Source organism: Pseudomonas sp. 44 R 15, assembly GCF_900004965.1.
GTDB lineage: Bacteria > Pseudomonadota > Gammaproteobacteria > Pseudomonadales > Pseudomonadaceae > Aquipseudomonas > Aquipseudomonas orientalis_A.
The window spans coordinates 57,216-83,156 of record NZ_CVTU01000094.1 but is presented as its reverse complement, the minus strand read 5'-3'; the positions used below and the strand labels follow the sequence as shown (position 1 = coordinate 83,156).

At 60.3% G+C, this 25,941-nt stretch carries 23 protein-coding genes; 14 read left to right on the top strand and 9 right to left on the bottom strand.

The window, feature by feature from the left end; genetic code table 11:
• Positions 1-26: 26 nt before the first annotated feature.
• Positions 27-1,322 carry a murein hydrolase activator EnvC family protein gene (locus BFP93_RS15265; protein WP_065893733.1) on the bottom strand — a complete coding sequence of 432 codons (1,296 nt, stop codon included), beginning with the start codon at positions 1,320-1,322 and terminating at the stop codon, positions 27-29.
• Positions 1,323-1,581: 259 nt separating this feature from the next.
• The gene (gene gpmI, locus BFP93_RS15260) at positions 1,582-3,108 is read right to left on the bottom strand and encodes a 2,3-bisphosphoglycerate-independent phosphoglycerate mutase (RefSeq protein WP_065893732.1); all 1,527 of its coding nucleotides are present in this window, start codon (positions 3,106-3,108) and stop codon (positions 1,582-1,584) included.
• Between the two features lie 151 nt (positions 3,109-3,259).
• On the opposite strand from gpmI, the gene BFP93_RS15255 reads away from it, so the two are divergent.
• From BFP93_RS15255 to secB, 3 genes are read left to right on the top strand one after another with little or no spacing between them, the layout of a single operon-like run.
• Positions 3,260-3,673: a rhodanese-like domain-containing protein gene (locus tag BFP93_RS15255; protein WP_057025458.1), complete on the top strand. Its 414-nt coding sequence runs from the start codon at positions 3,260-3,262 to the stop codon at positions 3,671-3,673.
• A gap of 1 nt (position 3,674) precedes the next feature.
• Positions 3,675-3,929, top strand: coding sequence for a glutaredoxin 3 (gene grxC, locus BFP93_RS15250; protein WP_065893731.1), 255 nt, complete (start codon positions 3,675-3,677; stop codon positions 3,927-3,929).
• A 35-nt stretch (positions 3,930-3,964) separates the two neighbouring features.
• On the top strand, positions 3,965-4,444 hold the full coding sequence (gene secB, locus BFP93_RS15245; protein ID WP_057724496.1) for a protein-export chaperone SecB: 480 nt from the start codon (positions 3,965-3,967) through the stop codon (positions 4,442-4,444).
• A gap of 122 nt (positions 4,445-4,566) precedes the next feature.
• Here the strand turns inward: secB and BFP93_RS15240 are convergent, their stop codons facing one another.
• Positions 4,567-5,022, bottom strand: a complete 456-nt coding sequence (locus BFP93_RS15240; protein ID WP_065893730.1) for a tRNA (cytidine(34)-2'-O)-methyltransferase — start codon at positions 5,020-5,022, stop codon at positions 4,567-4,569.
• Between BFP93_RS15240 and BFP93_RS15235 the strand changes: the two genes are divergently transcribed.
• Positions 5,021-5,461 (top strand): hypothetical protein, encoded by a 441-nt coding sequence (locus BFP93_RS15235; protein WP_065893729.1) that lies wholly within the window; start codon positions 5,021-5,023, stop codon positions 5,459-5,461. The two genes, BFP93_RS15240 and BFP93_RS15235, sit on opposite strands and share 2 nt — an antisense overlap.
• A 451-nt stretch (positions 5,462-5,912) precedes the next feature.
• On the opposite strand, the gene ntrC is transcribed toward BFP93_RS15235, so the two are convergent.
• The 3 genes from ntrC to BFP93_RS15220 all read right to left on the bottom strand — a co-directional run bounded on the left by ntrC (position 5,913) and on the right by BFP93_RS15220 (position 9,332).
• The gene (gene ntrC, locus BFP93_RS15230) at positions 5,913-7,349 is read right to left on the bottom strand and encodes a nitrogen regulation protein NR(I) (protein ID WP_065885751.1); all 1,437 of its coding nucleotides are present in this window, start codon (positions 7,347-7,349) and stop codon (positions 5,913-5,915) included.
• Positions 7,346-8,431, bottom strand: a complete 1,086-nt coding sequence (gene glnL / locus BFP93_RS15225) for a nitrogen regulation protein NR(II) (protein WP_057724492.1) — start codon at positions 8,429-8,431, stop codon at positions 7,346-7,348. Before glnL ends, ntrC begins: the two co-directional genes overlap by 4 nt.
• Before the next feature lie 364 nt (positions 8,432-8,795).
• Positions 8,796-9,332 (bottom strand): chorismate mutase, encoded by a 537-nt coding sequence (locus BFP93_RS15220; protein WP_065893728.1) that lies wholly within the window; start codon positions 9,330-9,332, stop codon positions 8,796-8,798.
• 422 nt (positions 9,333-9,754) lie between these two features.
• Between BFP93_RS15220 and BFP93_RS15215 the strand changes: the two genes are divergently transcribed.
• On the top strand, positions 9,755-9,991 hold the full coding sequence (locus BFP93_RS15215; RefSeq protein ID WP_065893727.1) for a DUF6124 family protein: 237 nt from the start codon (positions 9,755-9,757) through the stop codon (positions 9,989-9,991).
• A 73-nt stretch (positions 9,992-10,064) separates the two neighbouring features.
• Here BFP93_RS15215 and glnA read toward each other — a convergent pair whose 3' ends face one another.
• Positions 10,065-11,471: a glutamate--ammonia ligase gene (gene glnA, locus BFP93_RS15210; protein ID WP_024072899.1), complete on the bottom strand. Its 1,407-nt coding sequence runs from the start codon at positions 11,469-11,471 to the stop codon at positions 10,065-10,067.
• Positions 11,472-11,804: 333 nt separating this feature from the next.
• Between glnA and thiI the strand changes: the two genes are divergently transcribed.
• Together thiI and typA are read left to right on the top strand one after the other, a co-directional pair.
• Positions 11,805-13,259 (top strand): tRNA uracil 4-sulfurtransferase ThiI, encoded by a 1,455-nt coding sequence (gene thiI, locus BFP93_RS15205; RefSeq protein WP_065893726.1) that lies wholly within the window; start codon positions 11,805-11,807, stop codon positions 13,257-13,259.
• 139 nt (positions 13,260-13,398) lie between these two features.
• The gene (gene typA, locus BFP93_RS15200) at positions 13,399-15,219 is read left to right on the top strand and encodes a translational GTPase TypA (RefSeq protein ID WP_017478180.1); all 1,821 of its coding nucleotides are present in this window, start codon (positions 13,399-13,401) and stop codon (positions 15,217-15,219) included.
• Positions 15,220-15,411: 192 nt separating this feature from the next.
• Here typA and BFP93_RS15195 read toward each other — a convergent pair whose 3' ends face one another.
• Complete coding sequence (locus BFP93_RS15195; RefSeq protein WP_065893725.1) at positions 15,412-15,846, bottom strand: YkgJ family cysteine cluster protein; 435 nt, start codon at positions 15,844-15,846, stop codon at positions 15,412-15,414.
• Positions 15,847-16,074: 228 nt separating this feature from the next.
• Here BFP93_RS15195 and BFP93_RS15190 point away from each other — a divergent pair, with 228 nt between their 5' ends.
• The 4 genes from BFP93_RS15190 (at position 16,075) to BFP93_RS15175 (ending at position 20,942) form a co-directional block, all read left to right on the top strand.
• Positions 16,075-18,525 (top strand): glycogen/starch/alpha-glucan phosphorylase, encoded by a 2,451-nt coding sequence (locus tag BFP93_RS15190; protein WP_065893724.1) that lies wholly within the window; start codon positions 16,075-16,077, stop codon positions 18,523-18,525.
• A gap of 233 nt (positions 18,526-18,758) precedes the next feature.
• Positions 18,759-19,766, top strand: coding sequence for a class 1 fructose-bisphosphatase (locus tag BFP93_RS15185; RefSeq protein WP_065885744.1), 1,008 nt, complete (start codon positions 18,759-18,761; stop codon positions 19,764-19,766).
• 321 nt (positions 19,767-20,087) lie between these two features.
• Positions 20,088-20,342: a lipoprotein gene (locus tag BFP93_RS15180; protein ID WP_033897714.1), complete on the top strand. Its 255-nt coding sequence runs from the start codon at positions 20,088-20,090 to the stop codon at positions 20,340-20,342.
• Positions 20,343-20,372: 30 nt separating this feature from the next.
• Positions 20,373-20,942: a lipocalin family protein gene (locus BFP93_RS15175; RefSeq protein WP_065885743.1), complete on the top strand. Its 570-nt coding sequence runs from the start codon at positions 20,373-20,375 to the stop codon at positions 20,940-20,942.
• A gap of 113 nt (positions 20,943-21,055) precedes the next feature.
• Here BFP93_RS15175 and BFP93_RS15170 read toward each other — a convergent pair whose 3' ends face one another.
• Complete coding sequence (locus BFP93_RS15170; protein WP_065893723.1) at positions 21,056-22,420, bottom strand: formimidoylglutamate deiminase; 1,365 nt, start codon at positions 22,418-22,420, stop codon at positions 21,056-21,058.
• Between the two features lie 147 nt (positions 22,421-22,567).
• On the opposite strand from BFP93_RS15170, the gene hutC reads away from it, so the two are divergent.
• The 3 genes from hutC to hutU all read left to right on the top strand — a co-directional run bounded on the left by hutC (position 22,568) and on the right by hutU (position 25,917).
• Positions 22,568-23,278 (top strand): histidine utilization repressor, encoded by a 711-nt coding sequence (gene hutC, locus BFP93_RS15165; protein ID WP_256095213.1) that lies wholly within the window; start codon positions 22,568-22,570, stop codon positions 23,276-23,278.
• A complete protein-coding gene (locus BFP93_RS15160) occupies positions 23,275-23,835 on the top strand; it encodes a HutD/Ves family protein (RefSeq protein WP_065893721.1) in 561 nt (186 codons plus the stop codon). The genes hutC and BFP93_RS15160 overlap by 4 nt, the downstream gene beginning before the upstream one ends.
• A 393-nt stretch (positions 23,836-24,228) precedes the next feature.
• Complete coding sequence (hutU, locus tag BFP93_RS15150) at positions 24,229-25,917, top strand: urocanate hydratase (protein WP_065885739.1); 1,689 nt, start codon at positions 24,229-24,231, stop codon at positions 25,915-25,917.
• The last annotated feature ends 24 nt before the right edge of the window (positions 25,918-25,941 follow it).

Below are 25,941 nucleotides of genomic sequence, written 5' to 3'. Positions count from 1 at the left end.
AACGAACTCCTAATGTAGATGAGACCCTATCCTTGGGATCTGCACCATTGTGCAGGGTCGCTCGGGCGGCCCTGCTGACGAATAGCGAAGTACAGCGCCGGGGTGTCCTGGCCACCACTGTTACCGACAGTGGAGATGGATTCACCGGCTTTTACCACATCACCTGCCGACTTGAGTAACGTCTGATTGTGGCCGTAAAGGCTCAAATAGCCATTACCGTGGTCAAGAATTACCAGCAGGCCGGCCCCGCGCAGCCAATCGGCAAACACCACGCGCCCGCCGTGGACGGCGTGGACCTGGCTGCCTGCAGAGGCGCTGATCATCACACCATCCCATTTGGCACGGGTGTCATCGCCACGGGTTTCGCCGAAGCGTGCCAACAGTCGACCATCAACCGGCCATGGAAGTTTGCCGCGCGCTGCAGCAAAAGGCCCGCCGAACGACTCGCCGCTGCTGGAAACCAGTGGGCCAGGCGCTGCGTGCGCCGGTTTGCGCGGGGCCGGCGCATCGGTAGTGGCTGCCAGTTCGGCCTCACGCTGGCGCTTTTTTTCGGCTTCCTGCTGGGCGATCAGCGCTTTTTGCCGCGCCTCCTCGGCCTCGCGTGCCTGGCGCGCCAGGGTTTCTTCGATAGTCTTGAGCACTTTGGCCAGGTCGGCCTGGTCCTGCTCGCGGGCCTGGAGCTTGGCGTCGCGGGCTTTTACGTCATTGTTGAGCTTGGCCAGGGCTTGCTGGCGTTCCTTGCGGACCTTGTCCAATTCGTTGCGCTGGGTGTCGAGCGCGGTCTTCTGATCGAGCAGTTGGGCCTGCTGATCATTGATCTCCTGCTCGACATTGGCCAACTGGCGCAGCGTTTCGTTAAAGCCCTTCAACTGCGCCAGGCGCGCCTGGCTCAGGTAATCGTAATAGGTGAGGGTGCGGGCGAACTTTTCCGGGTTCTGCTGGTTGAGCAGCAGCTTGAGATATTCCTGGCGGCCGCTCTGGTAGGCGGCGCGGGCCTGGATCGCGATCAGGCGTTGCTGTTCAACGCGTGCGCTCTGGAGTTTTTTTTTCTCAGCGTCGAGTCGCTCCAGTTCCGACTCGCTCTTCTTTAATTCTTTTTGCAGCTCCTGGACCTGCTTCTCCAGCTTGCCCATTTCGGTTTCCGTGCCGCGCAGGTCTTTCTGCACCCCGGACTTTTCTTCCTGGAGCTTGCCGAGCAGTTTTTTCAGCTCGGTAATGTCCTGACGCGTAGCGTCCAACTGTTGTTGGGTTTGTGCACGCTCATCGGCAAATGCCGGTTGGAGCAGGCAGACAAGAGCGAGGGTAATCAAGGCGCGAAGCATAGAGGCGGGCGACACCAGGGGAAAGGGACGCTCTAGTATGCCCGCCAAGCGCCGCAAAAAAAACGTCCAATTGGGGCGGGCGGGCAAGATAGGTGCCGAGTGGTGGTGGTATGGCAAAAAGATATCTTCCAAACACCGAAGGGCCAATGTGGGAGGGGGCTTGCCCCCGATAGCAGTGGACCAGTCACATAAGTGTTGACTGACACTCCGTCATCGGGGGCAAGCCCCCTCCCACATTGGATCTACAGTGTTGTTTAGATCAGACCAGGATTGAGGTCCCGGTCATTTCCTTCGGCTTTTCCAGCCCCATCAGCATCAGCATGGTCGGCGCCACATCCGCCAGTACGCCGCCGTTACGCACTTTGAAATCGCGCTTGCCGACGTAGATGAACGGCACCGGCTCGGTGGTGTGGGCTGTGTGGGCCTGGCCGGTGGACTCGTCGGACATCTGCTCGCAGTTGCCGTGGTCGGCGGTGATCAGCGCTTCGCCACCGACTTTGTCCAGGGCATCGACGATGCGGCCCACGCACAGGTCCAGGCATTCCACGGCCTTAGTGGCAGCCTCCAGGTTGCCGCTGTGGCCGACCATGTCGCCGTTGGCGTAGTTGACCACGATGACGTCATAACGCTGATGCTCGATGGCGTCGACGATCTTGTCGGTGACTTCCGGTGCGCTCATTTCCGGCTGCAGGTCGTAGGTCGCGACTTTTGGCGATGGGATCAGGATGCGCTCTTCGCCAGGGAAAGGTTCTTCACGTCCGCCGGAGAAGAAGAAGGTCACGTGGGCATATTTTTCGGTTTCGGCGATGCGCAGTTGAGTCTTGCCGTTTTTCGCCAGGTAATCACCCAGCACGTTTTCCAGGCTGCCCGGCGCAAAAGCCGACGGGGCCGGGATGTTGGCGGCGTATTGGGTGAGCATGAGGAACTCGACTTTCGGCTGGCGTGCGCGTTCGAAGTCTTTGAAACCGTCGTCGACAAACACATGGCTCAGCTCACGGGCACGGTCGGCGCGGAAGTTCATGAACACCATGGCGTCGCCGTCTTCGACTTTCACCGGCTCGCCGATGGTGGTGGCCTTGACGAATTCATCGCTCTCGCCACGGGCGTAGGCGGCTTCCAGGCCTTGCTGGGCGGTGGCGGCGTTGAATTCGGCCTGGCCATCGACGATCAGGTTGTAGGCCTGGGCCACACGGTCCCAGCGGTTGTCGCGGTCCATGGCAAAGTAACGGCCTACCAGGCTGGCGATGCGGCCTTTGCCCAGGGCGGCGAAGGTGGCGTCCAGCAGTTCGATGGACGACTGCGCGCTTTTGGGCGGGGTGTCGCGACCGTCAAGGAAGGCATGCAGGTAGATCTTGTCGGCGCCGCGCTTGAAGGCCAGTTCGGCCATGGCGATCAGGTGGTCCTGATGGCTGTGTACGCCGCCATCGGACAGCAGGCCCATGAAGTGCACGGCCTTGCCGGCGGCCACGGCTTTGTCCACCGCTGCGCAGATGGTCGGGTTTTCGAAGAACTCGCCATCGCGGATCGCTTTGGTCACGCGGGTGAAGTCTTGATAGACCACTCGTCCGGCGCCGAGATTCATGTGACCGACTTCCGAGTTGCCCATCTGGCCGTCCGGCAGGCCCACGTCCATGCCGGAGCCTGAGATCAAACCGTTGGGCACAGTGGCGGTGAGACGATCCAGCACAGGCTTGCGGGCGGCGTACACCGCGTTGTCGTGGTGGCTTTCACTGTGTCCGAAGCCATCGAGAATTATCAGGACCAAAGGTTTAGGCGTGGTAGTCATAGATCCTCTCGCGGCGGTAATAAAGGAAGGCAATGGAAAAGTGAGTGGCAGTTTAAAGCGAAGTTCCAACCGCGTCACCGCTTTACGGGGGTTGGCCGCCCCCGACGGCTGTGTATACTTACCGCCATTTTAACGCCCTGGAACCTCCTTGATGGTTGATCACCTGATTGCATTTGCCACTGCCCACTATCTGCTCGTGGGTGCCTTCGTCATCCTGCTGGCGCTGCTGATCGCTCACGAATTGAGCCGTGGTGGCCGCAGCCTGAGCACATCGGAGCTGACCGCCCTGGTCAACAAGGATGAGGCCGTTGTCGTGGATATTCGCCCGGCCAAGGATTTCGCCGCCGGCCACATCGTCGGCGCCCTGAACATTCCCCAGGACAAGCTGATCGCGCGCTTGGCCGAACTGGAGAAATACAAGGCCAAGACCATTATCCTGGTCGACGCCCAAGGCCAGCACTCCGGCACGCATGCCCGCGAGATGCTCAAGTCCGGCTTTACCGCCGCCAAGCTGTCCGGTGGTATCAGCAGCTGGCGTGGCGATAACCTGCCGTTGGTGAAGTGATATGAGCCAGGTTGTCGTGTATTCCAGCGATTATTGCCCTTATTGCATTCGAGCCAAGCAGTTGCTCCAGAGCAAGAAGGTCGCCTTCGAAGAAATCAAGGTCGACGGCAAGCCTCAAGTGCGCGCCGAAATGACCCAGAAGGCTGGCCGCACGTCGGTCCCGCAGATCTGGATCGGCAGCCGGCATATCGGTGGTTGCGATGACCTGTTCGCTTTGGAGCGCGCCGGTAAACTCGATGCGCTGCTGTCCGCCTAACCCCTAAAAGACCCCAAGATAAAGAAGGATCTGCGATGACTGATCAACCGAACACCGAAGCAGCGCAAGACCAAGGCCCACAGTTTTCGCTGCAGCGCATCTACGTGCGTGACCTGTCGTTCGAAGCGCCGAAAAGCCCGGCCATCTTCCGCCAGGAGTGGACCCCAAGCGTCGCGCTGGACCTGAACACCCGCCAGAAAGCCCTGGAAGGTGATTTCCACGAAGTCGTGCTGACCCTGTCGGTCACCGTCAAGAACGGCGAAGAAGTGGCCTTCATCGCTGAAGTGCAACAGGCGGGTATCTTCCTGATCCAGGGCCTGGACGAAGCGTCCATGAGCCACACCCTGGGCGCGTTCTGCCCGAACATCCTGTTCCCGTACGCCCGTGAGACCCTGGACAGCCTGGTCACCCGTGGCTCGTTCCCGGCGTTGATGCTGGCACCGGTGAACTTCGATGCCCTGTACGCCCAGGAGCTGCAGCGCATGCAACAGGAAGGCTCGTCGACGGTTCAATAAGTCGACGCGGTAAAAAAAATGTGGGAGGGGGCTTGCCCCCGATAGCGGTGTATCAGCCAGCATATCTGTAGCTGACCCACCGCAATCGGGGGCAAGCCCCCTCCCACATTTGCTATGCGGTGTTACTTGAAACCGAGTTGGCGCCAGCCTTCGTAGACGGCGACGGCGACGGTGTTGGACAGGTTCAGGCTGCGGCAGCCCTCGCGCATCGGCAAGCGCAGGCGGTGGCCATCAGGCAGGGCGTCGAGCACGTCGGCCGGCAGGCCGCGGCTCTCCGGGCCAAACAGAAACGCGTCGCCCTCGGCAAAGCTGGCATCATGAAACGGTCGCGAGCCCTTGGTGGTGAACGCGAACACACGTGGCTGGCCCAGGCTTTCCAGGCAGCTTGCCAGGTCGGCATGGCGCTGGAGGGTGGCGTACTCGTGGTAATCCAGCCCGGCGCGGCGCAGGCGTTTATCGTCCATGTCGAAGCCCAGCGGTTCGATCAAATGCAGGTGGCAGCCACTGTTGGCGCACAGCCTGATAACGTTGCCGGTATTCGGCGGAATTTCTGGTTGAAAAAGGATGACGTGAAACATGCACGGCTCCGAAGGCAAAGATGCGCTGCATTCTACCCCTGAAGACGATCCAAGGCCGAAGCTATTGCCCAGGGTACTCGGCTCGCTGGCGATTGTCGGCCTGATGGTGGGCTTGATGATTGGGCGCCTGACCACCCCGGAACCGGTCGAACTGCAACAGATAGAACCTGTGGCGGACGGTCTGCTGGTGTGGTTCAACCGCGAGCCCAAGCTGCACGGCGAACATATCGACGGCGCCGTGGCGCTGTTGTTCGACGCACAGGGCAAGGCTGCCAATGGGCAACTGAAGGTCAATGACAAGGATGTGAACTGGCGCGTGCGCAAGACCGACGGCGGTTTGCTGCTCAACCTGGTGGCGGCGCGGCCATTGCGTGGGGAGTGGAACGGCCAGGAGGTCGATGACCGCTGGCGGCTGGAGATCCATCTCCAGGAGCAATAAAAGAGGGAGTTCCCGGCCTGCCTGTACCAGGGCTCCCAAAACGGGGTGAAGCCAGAGGCTTCGGTGTTAAAGAGGGGATTCTCGGCCTGCCTGTACCAAGGTCCCCGAAACTGGGTAGTACCAGGGTTATTGCAGGGCGCGTGCCAAAGTTTGCAATTGGCGCGGTAAATGATTGCAAGAAAGCGCAAAGCCCCGGAATCCGGGGCTTTGGTGGTTTCAGCGTTCAAGAATTTTTGAGCGATAGCGATCTTTCAGGTCTCAAGTCAGTGCCCAATGCCGGTTCATGGTGCATTGAAGCAGTGCACAACCTTCAAATCTTGTGACGATCCAAATGTGGGAGGGGGCTTGCCCCCGATAGCGGTGTATCAGCCAGCCTATCTGTAGCTGACCTACCGCAATCGGGGGCAAGCCCCCTCCCACATTGGATTTTCAGTGGAGCAGAGAGCGGTGATCAGGCGTCGTCGCTGTCGTCGTCATCTGCGCCATCCACCTTCATCCCCAGTTCCTTGATCTTGCGCGTCAGGGTATTGCGGCCCCAACCCAGCAGCACAGCGGCATCGCGGCGGCGGCCGGCGGTGTGCTTGAGCGCGGTCTCGATCATGATCCGCTCGAACGCCGGTACGGCGCTGTCGAGCAGGTTCGACTGGCCGCGTGCCAGGGCCTGGTCGGCCCATTGGCGCAGCGCCTGTTCCCAGTTGGTCACCGGGGCCGAGTCCTGGGGCAGGCTCAACAGCTCCGGCGGCAGGTCGCTGATGTGCACTTCGCGCCCGGACGCCATTACCGTGATCCAGCGGCAGGTGTTCTCCAGCTGGCGTACGTTGCCGGGCCATGGCAGGTTTTTCAGGTATTCCTCGGTCTCGCTTTTGAGCAGCTTCGGCTCCACGGCCAGTTCCAGGGCGGCGCGGCTGAGGAAGTGGCGGGCGAGGGTGGGGATGTCTTCGCGGCGGTCCGACATGCGCGGAATGTGGATGCGGATCACGTTGAGGCGGTGGAACAAGTCTTCACGGAACTTGCCGGCGTGCACCAGGGTTTCCAGGTTCTGGTGGGTGGCCGCGATGATGCGTACATCCACCTTGACCGGCGTGTGCCCGCCCACCCGATAGAACTCGCCGTCGGCCAGCACCCGCAGCAGGCGGGTCTGGGTATCGGCCGGCATGTCGCCGATTTCATCGAGGAACAGGGTGCCGCCGTCGGCCTGTTCAAAACGTCCACGGCGCAGATTGGCCGCGCCGGTGAACGCGCCTTTTTCATGGCCGAACAGCTCGGACTCCATCAAGTCCTTCGGGATTGCGGCCATGTTCAGTGCAATGAACGGCGAGGCTGCCCGAGGGCTGTGACGGTGCAGGGCGTGGGCCACCAGCTCTTTACCGGTGCCCGATTCGCCGTTGATCAGCACGGTGATGTTGGAGTGACTCAAGCGCCCGATGGCGCGAAACACTTCCTGCATCGCCGGCGCTTCACCGATGATTTCCGGGGTGCGGGTCAGGGCCGGCGGGGCTTCCTGATTCTGTTGCTCCTGGGCGTGCTGGTTGGCGCGCTTGACCAGCGCCACCGCCTCATCCACATCGAACGGCTTGGGCAGGTACTCAAAGGCGCCGCCCTGGTAGGACGCGACAGCGCTGTCCAGGTCCGAGTGCGCGGTCATGATGATCACTGGCAGGCGCGGGTGCTGCTCGCGAATGCGCGCCAGCAAGTCCAGGCCGCTGGCGCCGGGCATGCGGATATCGGAGATGATCACGTCCGGCTGCTGGCGAGCCAGGCGGCTCATCACGCCGTCGGCGCTGTCGAAGCTCTGGGTGGTCATGCCTTCCTGTTGCAAGGCTTTCTCCAGGACCCAGCGGATAGAACGGTCGTCATCGACGATCCAGACAGTTTCACTACGGCTCATGTCGTGGGGGCTCCTTGTTCCAATGGCAGGAAGATCGAGAACGTGGTGTGGCCGGGATGGCTCTCACATTCGATCAGGCCCTGGTGCTGGCTGATGATGTTCTGGGTAATGGCCAGGCCCAGCCCGGTACCGTCCGGGCGGCCGCTGACCATGGGGAAGAAGATGGTTTCCTGCAGTTCGGCCGGAATGCCCGGGCCGTTGTCGATGATCTCGACCTTGGTCACCAGGCGATGGCGTACATGGCCAATGGTGAACTGGCGCAGCGCGCGGGTGCGCAGGCTGATGCGGCCCAGGCGCAACTCGTTCTGGCTGCTGATGGCCTGCATGGCGTTGCGCACGATGTTGAGCACCGCCTGGATCATCTGCTCGCGGTCGATCAAGACGTCGGGAATGCTTGGGTCGTAGTCGCGCACCAGGGTGATGCAGCCCTGGCTTTCGGCGTCGACCAGTTGGCAGACGCGCTCCAGCACTTCGTGCACGTTGGTCATGGCCAGGGACGGCAGCTTGTTGGAGCCGAGCATGCGGTCCACCAGGTTACGCAGGCGGTCGGCCTCTTCGATGATGACGTTGGTGTAGTCCTTGAGATGCTCCTCCGGCAGCTCGCGGGCCAGCAACTGCGCCGCGCCGCGAATGCCGCCCAGGGGGTTCTTGATCTCATGGGCCAGGCCGCGCACCAGCATCTTGCTGGTTTCCTGCTTGGACAGTTGCGCCTCTTCCTTGGTGATGCGCAGCAGGCGGTCGCGAGGATGCACTTCGAGCAGCAGCAGGGTGGCGCCATTGCTCAGGATTGGTGTCACCGCGTAGTCGACGGTCAGCGTCTGCCCGGTCAGGGCCGTGAGCATTGCTTCGCGCTTGGTGAACGGGTGCGCCTGCTCCACGGCCTGGCGCAACGAGCTCAGGGCCTCGGCGGACTCGGTGAACAATTCGCTGATGAACTGCCCATGGCTGCGCTGGCCGCTGATGGCCAGGAGCATCTCCGCCGCCGGGTTCATGTACTCAAGGCGCAAGTCGGCATTGAGCAGGATGGTCGCGGTGGTCAGGTTGTCGAGTAACAAACGGTGCAGTGCATCGCTGATGGTCATCGGGACCTCTTTTGGAGCAAGGCGCAGGCTTGAGGCACACGCTGATACAAGGAAAATGCAAAAACCAAACCAAGGCTCCGAAAAGAAGCGTTAAACCCGTGAAATAGGCGGTTCAGGCGCGAAACTGTGGCGTTCTGCCAGTCTGCTCGGGAAGAATCGAACCAAAATGGGCTGGGGCTGGAGTGAGGGTGCAACCTATCGCACCAATATAGTGCGACTTGGGGTGGGCTGTCAGGGATGGATGCGATTCAAATGTGGGAGGGGGCTTGCCCCCGATAGCAGGGTGTCAGTCAGCCTATCTATCAACTGAACCACCGCAATCGGGGGCAAGCCCCCTCCCACATTTTTAATTGGGTTTACAGGGCTAGCCTTTGTATAGGCACAGCTCGGCGGTGGCGCGGATCATCGCCAGCTGGCGCAGCGGATCGTTCAACGGTTCATGCACCGCCGCGGCCAGCCACTGCGGGCACTGCGGGTCGGTACGCTGCGGCGTGAAGTCGGCCAGTTGTTGCAGCAGGCGTTTTTGCAATTCATCCAGCCGCGGGCGAATCTGCTTGACCAGGTCCGGGCGCGGATCGTCCGGCGCCTTGCCCTGGAACTGCCAGTCGGACAGGTGGGTGTATTGCACCAGTTTGTTCGCCTCGATCTGCGCCGAGAAAAACTGCTCGGCGGCGGCGGGTTCCAGTTTGTAGCTCGGGGCTTGGGCGACGACGCTGGCGATCACTTCCTGCTCGCGTTTTTTGTCTTCAACGGGCTTGTGGCTGTCCCATTTGCTCAAGGCCACCTGGTCGGCGATCTCCAGGCGTTCAGCGATGCTGTTGAGCAACGGCTCAAGCGTGGGCGGCGCGGCGCTTGCACTGGCGCTGACAAATAACAGAGCGAACACAAATCGACGTTTCAAAGGAAATCCCCTGTAGGAGCGAGCTTGCTCGCGAAGGTCGTTAACGATAACGCGTAAATGTTGAAGAAATGTGGTGTCCTGGCGTTTTTCGCGAGCAAGCTCGCTCCTACAGTGGCTGCGTAGGGCGTCAGGCGCAGGCTACCTTAGCTTGCGCGGTTGCCTACAGGTGCGCCAGAATCCGCCGGCTTGTACGGCTGGCTTGTCGTCTCTAAGGTTACTCGGTCGCTGCTCATCAGCGATCGGGTTTAGTAGCCTGGATTTGAATTGTAGGTCGTGCAGTCTCCATGCTTGATGGCGGTTGTGCGCAGGGCATCTTCGGATGCGCCGGGCTTCTACATTCACCGGTCTACTAACCTGCGCACAGCTGCCTCCATTTCGTTTAGTAGCGAAATGAAAGCGGCCTCATTTGAGGAATGTAGACAATGTTCAAGCCAACCCCAAATCCACCCCCATCCGTCTTCACCATTGCCGCCGATATCGACGACGAAGCCTTGATGATCAACAGCTTCGAAACCTTCTCCTCGGTCAGCACCTTGTTGCTGGACCTTTGCGAAGACCTGGATGGCAAGCACCGCGATATCGCACTGGCCATTCACCAATTGAGCGCCATGGGGACGCTGATGGTCAGCCGTATGCTCGACCGCCAAGCGGCCATCTGACAATCCACAGGCAAAAAAAGACCTCCCGAAGGAGGTCTTTTTTCATCACGCCACGTTAAGTAGCGCTACCGGATCAGCAGCTGTAGTACAGCTCGTATTCCAGTGGGTGTACGAAGGTGCGAACCTTGATTTCTTCTTCGCTTTTGAGCTCGATGTAGGCATCGATGAAGTCGTCGCTGAACACGCCGCCCTTGGTCAGGAACGCACGGCCCTTGTCCAGTTCTTCCAGGGCTTCTTTCAGGCTGCCGCACACTTGTGGGATCTCTTTGGCCTCTTCAGGCGGCAGGTCGTACAAGTTTTTGTCGGCGGCGTCGCCAGGGTGGATCTTGTTCTGGATACCGTCCAGGCCGGCCATGACCAGCGCAGCGAAGGCCAGGTACGGGTTGGCTGCCGGGTCCGGGAAGCGGGCTTCGATACGGCGAGCGCGCGGGCTGGACACGTAAGGAATACGGATCGAGGCGGAACGGTTACGGGCCGAGTAGGCCAGCATTACCGGTGCTTCGAAACCTGGTACCAGACGCTTGTAGGAGTTGGTCGACGGGTTGGTGAAGCCGTTCAGGGCCTTACCGTGCTTGATGATGCCGCCGATGAAGTACAGGGCGGTGTCGGACAGGCCGGCATAACCTTCGCCGGCGAAGGTGTTCTTGCCTTCTTTGGCGATGGACAGGTGAACGTGCATACCCGAACCGTTATCGCCGTATAGCGGCTTGGGCATGAAGGTAGCGGTACGGCCGTAGGCATCCGCCACGTTGTGTACGCAGTACTTCAGGGTCTGGACTTCGTCAGCCTTGGCGACCAGGGTGTTGAACTTCACACCGATTTCGTTCTGGCCGGCAGTCGCCACTTCGTGGTGGTGAACTTCGATGACCAGGCCCATCTCTTCCATGGCGTTGCACATGGAGGTACGGATTTCGTGGTCGTGGTCGAATGGCGGGACCGGGAAGTAGCCGCCCTTGATGCCTGGACGGTGGCCTTTGTTGCCGCCTTCCACGTCCTGGTCGGACATCCACGAACCTTGTTCGGAGAAAATCTTGAACATCGAACCGGAGATGTCGGACTTGAACTTGACCGAATCGAAGATGAAGAATTCAGGCTCCGGGCCTACGAATACGGTGTCGCCGATACCGGTCGACTTCAGGTATTCCTCGGCACGCTTGGCGATCGCACGTGGGTCGCGGTCGTAGCCTTGCATGGTCGAAGGCTCGATCACGTCGCAGACGATGATCAGGGTTGGGTCTTCGGTGAACGGGTCGAGGACGGCAGTGCTGTCGTCCGGCATCAGGATCATGTCGGAGGCTTCGATGCCTTTCCAGCCGGCGATGGAGGAACCGTCGAACATCTTGCCTTCTTCGAAGAAAGCATCATCCAGCGCGTCGCGAGCCGGCATGGTCACGTGGTGCTGAGTACCTTTGGTGTCCGTGAAGCGCAGATCAATCCATTTAACGTCATGATCTTTGATGAGTTGAACCGACTTCGACATGGTGTCCTCCGGGTGGCTTCGGGCTTGGTAGTGGAGTTAGCCCTTAGAATTTGGGTGATGCCGGCGCGGATACTCCGCCAAGGCAACCTGCCTCACAAGAGAGCAAATTGCATGCCAGTGCGCCAACATGGTCTTTTTGCTTCAAAATGGCCCCTATAACGGTGCAAACGGCCAGCGGGCGATAAATGGCGCACCGCAATGTAGCGTTATTGGGTGAAAATGACCTGTTTTGGTGCGCTGTACATGCGATGCATATTAACTGGTTAAACCTTGAGCGATTTCCGCTATAATCCGCGCCCCCCTTTTTCAGCAGGCCCGGCGCGCGCTGTTTCCATGAAATTAATCGTAAAAGTCTTCCCCGAGATCACCATCAAGAGCCGACCGGTACGGATGCGTTTCATCCGTCAGTTGGCCAAGAACATCCGTGCCGTGCTCCGCGATCTGGACCCGGCTGTGGTGGTGAACGGCGTGTGGGACAATCTCGAGCTGGAAACCCGCCTGACCGACGCCAAAGCCTTGAAGGACATGACCGAGCGCCTGAGCTGCATGCCGGGTATCGCGCATTTCCTGCAAGTGGACGAGTACCCGCTGGGCGACTTCGACGACATCACCGAGAAGTGCCGGCTGCACTTTGGTGATGAGCTTGCCGGCAAGATTTTTTCGGTGCGTTGCAAGCGCGCCGGCAAGCATCCGTTCAGCTCCATGGATGTAGAGAAATACGTCGGCAGCAAGCTGCGTCGCGAGTGCGGTGCGGCCGGAATCTCCCTCAAAGCGCCGCAAATCGAAGTGCGCATGGAAATTCGCGACCAACGGTTGTTTGTGATCCACAGCCAGCACGACAGCATCGGCGGCTACCCGCTGGGCGCCCTGGAACAGACCCTGGTGTTGATGTCCGGCGGTTTCGATTCCACGGTCGCGGCCTACCAGATCATGCGGCGCGGCCTGATGAGCCACTTCTGCTTCTTTAACCTGGGCGGTCGTGCACACGAATTGGGCGTGATGGAAGTGGCGCACTTTATCTGGAAGAAGTACGGCAGCTCCCAGCGCGTGCTATTTGTAAGCGTGCCGTTCGAAGAAGTGCTGGGCGAAATTCTCGGCAAAGTCGATAACAGTCATATGGGCGTAGTTTTGAAGCGTATGATGTTGCGCGCCGCGTCCCGGATCGCCGACCAGTTGCAGATCGATGCGCTGGTGACCGGTGAAGCGATCTCCCAGGTATCCAGCCAGACGTTGCCGAACCTGTCGTTGATCGACTGCGTGACCGAGAAGCTGGTGCTGCGCCCGCTGATCGCCAGCCACAAGCAGGACATCATCGACCTGGCAGAAGAAATCGGCACCGCCGACTTTGCCAAGCATATGCCCGAGTATTGCGGGGTCATTTCGGTGAACCCCAAGACCCACGCCAAGCGCAACCGCGTGGAGTATGAAGAACAACAGTTCGACATGGCGATTCTGGAGCGTGCGCTCGAGAACGCCAAACTGGTCCCGATCGATCGCGTCATCGACGAGCTGGGCCAGGATGTGCAGATCGAAGAAGTCAGCGAAGCCCTGGCCGGCCAGATCATCGTCGACATCCGTCACCCGGATGCCGCCGAAGACGAGCCCCTGGAGATTCCTGGCATCGACGTACAAACGCTGCCGTTTTATGCATTGAACGCGCGTTTCAAGGAACTGGATGACAGCCGTCAGTACCTGCTGTATTGCGACAAAGGCGTGATGAGTCGCCTGCATGCCCACCATTTGCTCAGTGAGGGGCATGCCAATGTGCGCGTTTATCGACCGAGCTAAGAGCCCGGGGCTGTTTGCCTGTGGCCTGCGTCACCGGCCCCCCGACTCTGCCGTCAAGCTGTAACGGCAAGGCCTGACTCTACTGTTAATCGCTGCCACGACCTGTCAGCACACCGAATCCTCTGATCGAGATACACAAGTGATCGAAAATCTACGTAACATCGCCATCATTGCTCACGTTGACCATGGTAAAACCACCCTGGTAGACAAACTCCTGCGTCAATCCGGCACCCTGGAGCGCAACGAGCTCAACGACGAGCGCGTGATGGACTCCAACGACCAGGAAAAAGAGCGCGGTATTACCATCCTGGCGAAAAACACCGCCATCAACTGGAACGGCTACCACATCAACATCGTGGACACCCCGGGCCACGCCGACTTCGGCGGCGAAGTAGAACGCGTAATGTCGATGGTTGACTCCGTTCTGCTGCTGGTTGACGCTCAAGACGGCCCTATGCCGCAAACCCGTTTCGTGACCAAGAAGGCGTTCGAAGCCGGCCTGCGTCCGATCGTGTGCATCAACAAGGTTGACCGTCCAGGCGCGCGTCCGGACTGGGTTCTGGACCAGATTTTCGACCTGTTCGACAACCTGGGTGCTACCGAAGAACAGCTGGACTTCCAAGTCATCTACGCTTCGGCCCTGAACGGTATTGCCGGTCTGGAACACACCGCCATGGCGGAAGACATGACCCCGCTGTACCAGGCCATCGTTGACCACGTTCCACCACCGAAGGTTGACCGTGAAGGTCCGTTCCAGATGCAAATCTCGGCACTGGACTACAACAGCTTCCTGGGTGTTATCGGCGTTGGCCGTATCGCGCGTGGCAGCGTCAAGCCGAACACCCCGGTTGTCGCTATCGGCGCCGACGGCAAGAAGCGTAACGGTCGTATCCTGAAGCTGATGGGTCACCACGGCCTGCACCGCATCGACGTTGAAGAAGCCTTCGCCGGCGACATCGTGTGCGTCAGCGGTATGGACTCGCTGTTCATCTCCGACACCCTGTGCCAGCCGGACACCGTCGAGGCGATGAAGCCTCTGACCGTTGACGAGCCAACCGTTTCCATGACCTTCCAGGTGAACGACTCGCCGTTCTGCGGTAAGGAAGGCAAGTTCGTGACCTCCCGTAACATCAAGGAGCGTCTGGACAAAGAGCTGCTGTACAACGTTGCACTGCGCGTTGAAGAAGGCGACTCGGCCGACAAGTTCAAGGTCTCCGGCCGTGGTGAGCTGCACCTTTCGGTACTGATCGAAACCATGCGTCGCGAAGGCTTCGAAATGGGTGTTGGTCGTCCGGAAGTGATCATCCGTCAGGTTGACGGCGTGAAGCAGGAACCGTTCGAAAACGTCACCATCGACACCCCTGAAGAATCCCAGGGCAAGGTCATGGAAGAGATGGGCCTGCGTAAGGGCGACCTGACCAACATGGTGCCGGATGGCAAGGGCCGTGTACGTCTGGAATACAACATCCCTGCGCGTGGTCTGATCGGTTTCCGTAACCAGTTCCTGACCCTGACCAACGGTGCTGGCATCCTGACCTCGATCTTCGATCGCTACGACACCATGAAGTCCGGCGACATGTCCGGTCGTCAGAACGGTGTTCTGGTATCGGTAGAAACCGGCAAGGCGCTGACCTACTCCCTGGAAACCCTCCAGGCACGTGGCAAGCTGTTCGTTGAGCACGGTCAAGAGATCTACAACGGTCAGATCGTTGGTCTGAACAGCCGTGACAACGACATGGGCGTCAACCCAACCAAAGGCAAGAAGCTCGACAACATGCGTGCTTCGGGCAAAGACGAAACCATCGCTCTGGTTCCACCTGTTCGCTTCACCCTGGAACAGGCCCTGGAATTCATCCAGGACGACGAGCTGTGTGAAGTCACGCCTAAGTCGATCCGCCTGCGTAAGAAGATCCTGGACGAAGGCGAGCGTACCCGCGCTGCCAAGAAAGCCAAGAACTGAGTTAACTCAGGCTGAATGAAAAACGCCCCCGGTCGAAAGGCCGGGGGCGTTTTTTTTGCCTGCTGTTTGTGTGGTGTCTGTACTGGCCCTATCGGGGGCAAGCCCCCTCCCACACTTGAATGTGTTCACAGATCAAAATGTGGGAGGGGGCTTGCCCCCGATGAGGCCCTTGAGAGCCCCACAAACCCTGGATCAGAACTTATCGAGGGTCTTGAACGTGGTCTCGCGCACCACTTCTTTCGGCTTGTACGCGCAATACCCCGGCCGTGGCCCGATCTTGGGGTGATTGCGGCAGGTATCCGGGCGCTTGTCATAAATAGTGCAGAAGCGCGTCTTACGATCCAGGTACAAGCAATCATTGTTGCTCATGCGCTGCAGGGTAAAAATCTCGGATTTATTGTTGTAGCGCTCGACGATGCCTTCCTTCTGCAAACGCTTGGCGATGTTCTTCGGCGGGTCGCCGCGCTCGAACTCATCGACGATGCCGATGCGGATCAGGTCCTTGATCTTCACTTCGACCGGCAGCGTGCAGCAGCTGGACACGCAGCCGCCGCACATGTGGGCGGAATATTTCTGCCAGGTCTCGAGACGGTCGAGTTCCGCGGCGGCGATCAGTTGAGGCTTCATCGGGGTTCCAAAAGGTGGGGCTGTATCCGGGCGCGCGATCATACCGGGATTGGTGGTTTTTTGAACAATCTTTTCAGGGTTTCTGCGCGAACGGCGATCGGGCACGACCTCTGCATCAAATTCACGCAACCGTGAATGAGTTAAAAAATTGACGAACCAGAGCGTCTACCGTCTGTCAGACCGTCTAGGCTCTAGCAACTCCTTCTATCTCGCCCGAGGTCGCAATTGATGTCTCAGGAACCACTTGCACGAGAAGCAGAGGTAGCCGCATTTCGCGATGCCGTCTTGACCAAACTCACCTACGCGGTGGGCAAGGACCCGGACCACGCCTTCGACCATGACTGGTTCGAGGCCATTGCCCTGGCCGCACGCGACCAGATGGTCGACCACTGGATGGACCACACGCGGCGCATCTACCGCAAAGGCCAGAAGCGGGTGTATTACCTCTCGCTGGAATTTCTTATCGGCCGCCTGCTCTACGACAGCCTGAGCAACCTTGGCGTGTTGGAGATCGCTCGCGAAGCCCTGTCCGAGCTCGGCGTCGACCTTGAGCGCATTCGCCTGCTCGAACCCGACGCGGCGCTTGGCAACGGTGGCCTGGGCCGCCTGGCGGCGTGCTTCATGGAAAGTATGTCGACCCTGGGCATCGCCGGTCACGGTTATGGCATTCGTTACGAGCACGGCTTGTTCCGCCAGGCAATTGTCGATGGCTGGCAGCAGGAGCAGACCGAACGCTGGCTGGATTTCGGCAACCCCTGGGAGTTCGAACGCGCCGAAGTGATCTACCCGATCGGTTTCGGCGGCAGCGTGGAAACCCTGGCGGACGCGTCCGGCAAGATGATTCAGGTGTGGTCGCCCAGCGAAACCGTACGCGCGGTGGCCTATGACACCCCGGTAGTCGGCTGGCGTGGCGCCAGCGTCAACACCCTGCGTCTGTGGCGTGCCCGCGCGGTGGAAGACCTGCACCTGGAGCGCTTCAACGCCGGTGACCACCTGGGCGCCGTGGCCGAGGTGGCCCGCGCCGAAAGCATCTCCCGCGTGCTTTACCCGGCCGACAGCACCGAAGCGGGGCAGGAGCTGCGCCTGCGCCAGGAATACTTCTTCGTGTCCGCCTCGTTGCAAGACTTGCTGCGCCGCCACAAGAACATGCACGGCACGGTGCTGAGCCTGGGCGAACACGCGGCCATCCAGCTCAACGACACCCACCCGTCCATCGCCGTGGCCGAGTTGATGCGCCAGTTGGTCGACCTGCACGACATCCCGTGGGAGGCCGCGTGGGACGTCACCGTCGAAACGCTTTCCTACACCAACCACACCTTGCTGCCCGAGGCGTTGGAAACCTGGCCTGTCGGCTTGATGGAACGCATGCTGCCCCGGCACATGCAGATCATCTACCTGATCAACGCCCGACACATCGACTCGCTGCGCGCCAAGGGCATTCATGACTTCGACGTACTGCGCGCGGTGTCATTGATTGAAGAGGACAACGGCCGTCGCGTACGCATGGGCAACCTGGCGTTCCTCGGTTCCCACAGTGTCAACGGCGTGTCCGGGCTGCACACTCAACTGATGCGCAGCACGGTGTTTTCCGAACTGCATAAGCTCTACCCGGAGCGCATTAACAACAAAACCAACGGCATCACCTTCCGTCGCTGGCTGTACCAGGCCAATCCCAAGCTCACGTCGATGCTGGTGGACGCGCTGGGCCCGGACATTCTCGACACCATGGAAACGCGCCTGGGTGAGCTGGAAACCTTCGCCGAGAAGCAGACCTTCCGCAAAGCCTTCGCCGACCAACGCCTGCACAGCAAACGGGCGCTGGCCGACATTATCCATGAGCGCCTGGGCATTTCGGTGAACCCGGCGGCAATGTTCGACGTGCAGGTCAAGCGGATTCACGAGTACAAGCGCCAGTTGCTCAACCTGCTGCATACCGTGGCGTTGTACCAGGCGATCCGCGCCGAGCCGGAAGTCGATTGGGTGCCGCGGGTGAAAATCTTCGCCGGCAAGGCGGCGGCGAGTTATCACCAGGCCAAGCTGATCATCAAGCTGACCAACGACATCGCCCGCACCGTCAACAACGACCCGACCGTGCGCGACCTGCTCAAGGTGGTGTTCCTGCCCAACTACAACGTCAGCCTGGCGGAAAGCATCATTCCGGCGGCGGATTTGTCGGAGCAGATTTCCACCGCCGGTTTCGAGGCGTCGGGTACCAGCAACATGAAGTTCGGCCTCAACGGCGCGCTGACCATCGGCACCATGGACGGCGCCAACGTGGAGATGCACGAGCGCGTGGGCGCCGAGCACATGTTTATCTTTGGTCTCAGTGCCCAGCAGGTAGAAGCTCGCAAGCATGCCGGCGAGTTCAATGCAGGGCCCGATATTGCCGCGTCCCATCGGTTGAGCGATGTGCTGCAAGCGATCCGTGGCGGGGTGTTCTCGCCGGATGATCCGGGCCGGTATGTGGGGTTGATCGACGGGCTGATCGACTACGACCGCTTCCTGGTGTGTGCCGACTTCGACTCCTACTGGGACGCCCAGGCGCAGGTTGAAGCGCATTGGCACGACTCCAAGGCCTGGTGGCGCTCGGCGGTGTTGAACACGGCGCGGATGGGCTGGTTCAGCTCGGACCGTACCATCCGCGAATACGCCACCGAAATTTGGAAAGCCCTCGACTAGCCCCCTGATGCCACTGTAGGAGCGAGCTTGCTCGCGAAGAACGTCAACGATAACGCTTGCTTCCTGAACGAACGCGGCGTCTTTAAGTTTTTCGCGAGCAAGCTCGCTCCTACAGAGGCTCGTGGCGCCAAGCCGTGAACTCTATTGGCGTTAAATCCTCTGATTAGAGGAAATACGCCCCGACTCGCGTTAAACTGCGCGGGTTTTCAGCCCCCCATTCTCCGGAGCCTTCCATGTCCCGCGTTACCTTGAGTCGCTATTTGATCGAGCAGACCCGCAGCAACAACACGCCTGCCGATCTGCGCTTCCTTATCGAAGTGGTGGCGCGTGCCTGTAAGGAAATCAGCCACGCCGTGTCCAAAGGCGCACTGGGTGGTGTCCTGGGCAGCATGGGCACTGAAAACGTGCAGGGCGAAGTGCAGAAGAAGCTCGACGTCATCTCCAACGAGATCCTGCTCGAAGCCAACGAATGGGGCGGTCACCTGGCCGGCATGGCGTCCGAAGAAATGGACAATGCCTACCAGATCCCGGGTAAATACCCTAAAGGCGCGTACCTGCTGGTATTCGACCCCCTGGACGGCTCGTCCAACATCGACATCAACGCCCCGGTCGGCACCATCTTCTCGGTACTGCGTTGCCCGAACGAATACCTGAGTCAGAACGAAGCCCTGAACGAAAAGGCCTTCCTGCAGCCCGGCACCGAGCAGGTCGCCGCCGGTTACGCGATCTACGGCCCGCAGACCATGCTGGTCCTGACCCTGGGCGATGGCGTCAAAGGCTTCACCCTGGACCGCGAAATGGGCAGCTTCGTACTCACCCACGAAGACATCTCTATTCCTGCCTCCACCCAGGAATTCGCGATCAACATGTCCAACCAGCGTCACTGGGAAGAGCCGGTGAAACGCTATGTCAACGAATTGATGGAAGGCGAAGAAGGCCCGTTGAAGAAAAACTTCAACATGCGCTGGGTCGCGGCCATGGTGGCCGACGTACACCGTATCCTGACCCGTGGCGGCCTGTTCATGTACCCACGTGACAGCCGCGAGCCCTCCAAACCGGGCAAGCTGCGCCTGATGTACGAAGCCAACCCGATGTCGTTCCTGGTTGAGCAGGCGGGCGGTGCGTCCACTGACGGCCACCAGCGTATCCTCGACATCCAGCCCGAAGGCCTGCACCAGCGGGTGGCGGTGTTCCTGGGTTCGAAGGAAGAAGTTGAGCGTGTGACGGCTTATCACAAGTAGGAGCGAGCTTGCTCGCGAAAAGCTGACAGGCGACGCGGGCATCCAGACAGCCCGCGTCATGATCGTTCCCACGCTCCGCGTGGGAATGCCGCCCTGGACGCTCCGCGTCCTGCTTTTTGCGCAATGGCGACGCAGAGCATCGCGGGATGCATTACCACGCAGAGCGTGGGAACGATCAGCCGTTCTTCTTGAAAAAGCCCCGAAACGTTTCAGCGTTTTCGGGGCTTTTTTGTTTTCGTTCGTCGGGAACCAGACACCTCTTTTCCCTTCTAAGCTTCTGGCAGATACCCCAGCTGCTTTGTCTCTCCAGGAGCTTTTTCCATGTCTTTACGCCGTCTCGCCCTGCTGGCTTTTTGCGTGCTGTTGGCCGCTTGCAGCAAGGTCAACCAAGAAAATTACCAGAAGCTGTCGGCCGGCATGGCCAAGGCCGAGGTGGAGTCGTTGCTGGGCAAGCCGACCGATTGTTCCGGCGCACTGGGCATGTCCAGTTGCACCTGGGGCGATAAAAACAGCTTTATCAGCGTGCAGTATGCCGGTGACAAGGTTCTGATGTTTTCCGGGCAAGGCCTGAAGTAAACCGGGGCGCGAGCCTGCGGGAGAAGAAGAATGATGCGTTTTGTTGTGTTCCTTTGCGCCAGCCTGTTTTTGGCGGGCTGTGCCAGCCATTCTGGCGATGATCTGCAACCCAAGACCGCGAGTCACGTCAACCTCAAGCGTTACCAGGGCACCTGGTATGAGCTGGCCCGCTTGCCGATGTACTTCCAGCGCAACTGCGCGCAGTCCGAAGCGCGCTACACCTTGTTGCCCGATGGCGACATGTCGGTGTTCAACCGCTGCCTGACGCCTGAATGGAAATGGCAGGAAGCCAAAGGCACGGCCACGCCCCAGGTGCCGGGCAAGACCGACAAGCTCTGGGTGGAATTCGACAACTGGTTTACGTCGTTACTGCCCGGCGTCGCCAAGGGCGATTACTGGGTGTTGTATGTCAGCGATGACTACAAGACGGCCATCGTCGGCAGCCCGAGCCGGCGTTACATGTGGATCCTGTCGCGTACGCCGACGGTGAGTGCCGAAACCCGTGAAGACCTGCTGAGCAGGGCGCGGCAGCAGGGGTATGACACGACGCGGTTGATCTTCCGTACTCCAGATAAGCAGATGGCCAAGAGTTCGCAGTAATCAAAATGTGGGAGGGGGCTTGCCCCCGATAGCGGTGTGTCAGTATCAGATGAGCTGGCTGACACACAGCAATCGGGGGCAAGCCCCCTCCCACATTTGTTATGTGTCGCTTGTCAGCTCAACAAATCCCTCAAGACCTGGGTGAATGCCCGGCTGCTGTCTTCCTCGCCAGCATGACGCCCATCGCGCACCACCCACTGGCCGTTGACCAGTACATCACGTACCTGCCGATCACCACCGGCAAACAGCCAGCGATTGAGAATCCCGTCCTCACTGGCCGTGGCCAGGTACGGATCGTTACCGTCCAGCACGATCCAGTCCGCCCGCTTGCCCACTTCCAGGCGGCCAACCGGCTGCCCCAGCGCTTGAGCGCCACCGTCCAGTGCCGCATCGAACAGCGTGCGGCCCACCATTGGCTGGTCGTCGCGATACAGACGATTGCGCCGTTGATCGCGCAGGCGCTGGCCGTATTCCAGCCAGCGCAATTCTTCCACCACGCTCAGTGACACATGGCTGTCGGAGCCGATACCCATGCGGCCGCCCTGGGCCAGAAAATCCACTGCCGGGAAAATGCCATCACCCAAGTTGGCTTCGGTGGTCAGGCACAAACCGGCAATCGCCCGGCTCCTGGCCATGCGCGTCACTTCGTCGGAGTCGGCATGGGTGGCATGAACCAGGCACCAGCGTTCATTCACGTCGACATTGTCATACAGCCACTGCAATGGGCGTTTGCCGCTCCAGGCCAGGCAGTCGTCGACTTCCTTTTGCTGTTCGGCAATGTGGATGTGCACCGGGCAAGCCGTGTCGCTGGCGGCCAGCACGTGCTTGATCTGCTCGGGCGTGACTGCCCGCAGGGAGTGGAAACACAGGCCCAGGTGCTGCGCAGGTTGCGCGGCGAGTATCGGCTGCAGGCGCGCCTGCAAATCCAGGTAGTTTTCGGTGCTGTTGATAAACCGGCGCTGCCCGTCGTTGGGGGCCTGGCCACCGAACCCCGAATGCGTATAAAGCACCGGCAGCAGGGTCAAGCCGATCCCGCTGCTGGCGGCTGCCTGGCTGATCTGGCGCGACAGCTCTGTGCGGTCGGCATAGGGCTGGCCGCTGACGTCGTGGTGTACATAGTGAAACTCGGCCACCGAGGTATAGCCGGCCTTGAGCATTTCGATGTACAGCTGGCGGGCGATGACCTGCAACTGGTCCGGGCTGATTTTGCCGACCATGCGGTACATCAGGTCGCGCCAGGTCCAGAAACTGTCGTTCGGATTGCCTGCCACTTCGGCCAGGCCCGCCATGGCGCGCTGGAAGGCGTGGGAATGCAGGTTCGGCATGCCAGCCAGTACCGGCCCCCTGAGCCGCTCGGCGCCGTCTGCCGTGGCATTGGCCTCTACCTTCGTCAGCCGCCCATCGGCGCTGATTTCAAGACGTACATCATTGGCCCATCCATCAGGCAGCAGCGCGCGTTCGGCAAAGAAAGCAGACATGATCAAGTCACCCCGGTCGTGTGTTTATTTGTATATACATATACAGACGTTTGCCTGCTCGGTAAACTCCGGCAATCTATGCATCTTTTTCCCCTGCAAGGATTCCTCGTGCCGACTCCGCCTGCCAAGTCTTCGCTGGCTGCCCACATGGACGAAAGTCCGGCGCCCTTGTACGCCCGCGTCAAACAGATGATCAGCCAGCAGATCCTCAACGGCAACTGGCCGCCCCATTACCGCGTGCCGTCGGAGAGCGAGCTGGTCAGCCAACTGGGCTTCAGCCGCATGACCATCAACCGCGCGTTGCGTGAGCTGACGGCCGAAGGGTTGCTGGTGCGCATGCAGGGTGTGGGTACGTTCGTCGCCGAGCCCAAGAGTCAGTCGGCGCTGTTTGAAGTGCACAACATTGCCGATGAGATCGCCTCCCGTGGCCATCGCCATACGTGCCAGGTCATTACCCTGGGCGAGGAAGCGGCCGGTTCCGAACGCGCCGTCGCCCTGGAAATGCGCGAAGGCGGGCGGGTGTTTCACTCGTTGATCGTGCATTTCGAAAACGACATTCCGGTGCAGATCGAAGACCGTTTCGTCAACGCGCTGGTCGCCCCGGAATACTTGCAGCAGGATTTCACCCAGCAAACGCCCTACGCCTACCTCAACCAGGTGGCCCCGCTGACCGAAGGCGAGCACGTGGTTGAAGCGATCCTCGCCGATGCCTCCGAATGCAAGCTGCTGCAGATCGAAGCGGGCGAGCCCTGCCTGTTGATTCGCCGGCGCACCTGGTCCGGCCGCCAGCCGGTCACGGCAGCGCGCCTGATTCACCCCGGTTCCCGGCACAGCCTCGAAGGACGCTTCAGTAAATGAGTTCAGTCAACGTCTGGCGCGCCGCCGACTATGTGCGCATGCCGTGGAAGAACGGCGGCGGCAGTACCGAAGAAATCACCCGCGACGCGGGCACCGGCCTTGAGGGTTTCGGCTGGCGCCTGTCGATTGCCGATATTGCCGAGTCGGGCGGGTTTTCCACCTTCGCCGGTTACCAGCGCGTGATTACGGTGATCAAGGGCGCGGGCATGGTGTTGACCGTCGACGGTGAGGAGCAGCGCGGTTTGTTACCGCTGCAGCCGTTCGCCTTTGCCGGTGACAGCCAGGTGTCGTGCCGCTTGATCACCGGGCCGATCCGCGATTTCAACCTGATCTACTCGCCTGAGCGTTACCACGCACGCTTGCAGTGGGTGGATGGCGTGCAACGCTTTTTCAGCACGGCCCGGACGGTGCTGGTGTTCAGCGTTGCCGATGAGGTGAAGGTGCTGGGCGAGAAACTCGGCCATCACGATTGCCTGCAAGTGGACGGTAACACCGGCTTGCTGGATATCTCGGTCAGTGGCCGCTGCTGCCTGATCGAACTGACCGCACGCGGTTAAAAAATGTGGGAGGGGGCTTGCCCCCGATAGCGGTGTATCAGCCAAAGATCTGGTGGCTGACACTCTGCAATCGGGGGCAAGCCCCCTCCCACATTTGTTTCTGCGGCGTTTCCAACCTGTGCACCAATTTGTTACCGAATGCCCCAGCGTGACGCAAAGCCATGCTGTCGTGACTACCGTTCCCCCCGTCGTAAATTCCTCTGTAAGAAATTTCATCAAGCCTGGAAGCCTTAATTTCCAAGGCTCCCATGCGCTGTGCAAAAAAATCCAAGCCCCTCTCGCGGAAAGTTGGCCGCTCGATTGCATATGCTTGTACATACAAGTAAAGGTGTGTGCGTAAGACTCTTCTTCGCACCGTCCAAGTCCGCGCATCGATCGCCGAGGAGTCCAGTTGTGACCGATTTTTCGAAAGCAAGGCCTACAAAATACCGTGACGTCGAAATCCGCGCCGCACGCGGTAACACGCTCACCGCCAAAAGCTGGCTGACCGAAGCGCCGCTGCGCATGTTGATGAACAACCTCGACCCGCAAGTGGCCGAGAACCCCAAGGAACTGGTGGTATACGGCGGCATTGGTCGTGCGGCGCGCAACTGGGAATGCTACGACCAGATCGTCGAGAGCCTCACCCACCTCAATGACGACGAAACCCTGCTGGTGCAATCGGGCAAGCCGGTCGGCGTGTTCAAGACCCACAGCAACGCCCCGCGCGTATTGATCGCCAACTCCAACCTGGTGCCGCACTGGGCCAGTTGGGAACACTTCAACGAACTGGATGCCAAGGGCCTGGCCATGTACGGCCAGATGACCGCCGGCAGCTGGATCTATATCGGCAGCCAGGGCATCGTCCAGGGCACCTACGAAACCTTCGTCGAAGCTGGTCGCCAGCATTACGATTCGAATCTCAAGGGCCGCTGGGTGCTCACCGCCGGTCTGGGCGGCATGGGTGGCGCGCAACCGCTGGCCGCGACCCTGGCCGGTGCCTGCTCGTTGAACATCGAGTGCCAGCAGGTCAGCATCGATTTCCGCTTGAACAGCCGCTATGTCGACGAGCAAGCCACCGACCTCGACGACGCCCTGGCGCGCATCGCCAAGTACACCCAGGAAGGCAAAGCCATCTCCATCGCCCTGCTGGGCAACGCCGCCGAAATTTTGCCAGAGCTGGTCAAACGTGGCGTGCGTCCGGACATGGTCACCGACCAGACCAGCGCCCACGACCCGCTCAACGGTTACCTGCCGGCCGGCTGGACCTGGGACGAATACCGCGCCCGCGCCAAGACCGAACCCGCCGCCGTGATCAAGGCCGCCAAGCAGTCGATGGCCGTGCACGTCAAAGCCATGCTGGAGTTCCAGAAGCAGGGCATCCCGACGTTCGACTACGGCAACAACATCCGTCAGATGGCCCAGGAAGAGGGCGTGGAAAACGCCTTCGACTTCCCGGGTTTCGTACCGGCTTACATCCGCCCGCTGTTCTGCCGTGGCATCGGCCCGTTCCGTTGGGCGGCGCTGTCCGGTGACCCGCAGGACATCTACAAGACCGACGCCAAAGTCAAAGAGCTGATCCCCGACGACGCCCACCTGCACAACTGGCTGGACATGGCCCGCGAACGCATCAGCTTCCAGGGTTTGCCGGCGCGTATCTGCTGGGTCGGCCTGGGCCAGCGCGCCAAACTTGGCCTGGCCTTCAACGAAATGGTGCGCAGCGGCGAATTGTCGGCACCGGTGGTGATCGGCCGTGACCATCTCGACTCCGGCTCGGTCGCGAGCCCGAACCGCGAAACCGAATCCATGCAGGATGGCTCCGACGCCGTGTCCGACTGGCCGCTGCTCAACGCCTTGCTCAACACCGCCAGCGGCGCGACCTGGGTTTCGTTGCACCACGGTGGCGGCGTCGGCATGGGCTTCTCGCAGCACTCGGGCATGGTGATCGTGTGTGACGGCACCGACGAAGCGGCCGAACGCATTGCGCGCGTACTGCATAACGACCCGGCGACGGGGGTGATGCGTCACGCGGATGCGGGTTACCAGATCGCGATCGATTGCGCCAGGGAACAGGGCCTGAATCTGCCGATGATCAACGGCTGACGCACTCACTGTAGGAGCGAGCTT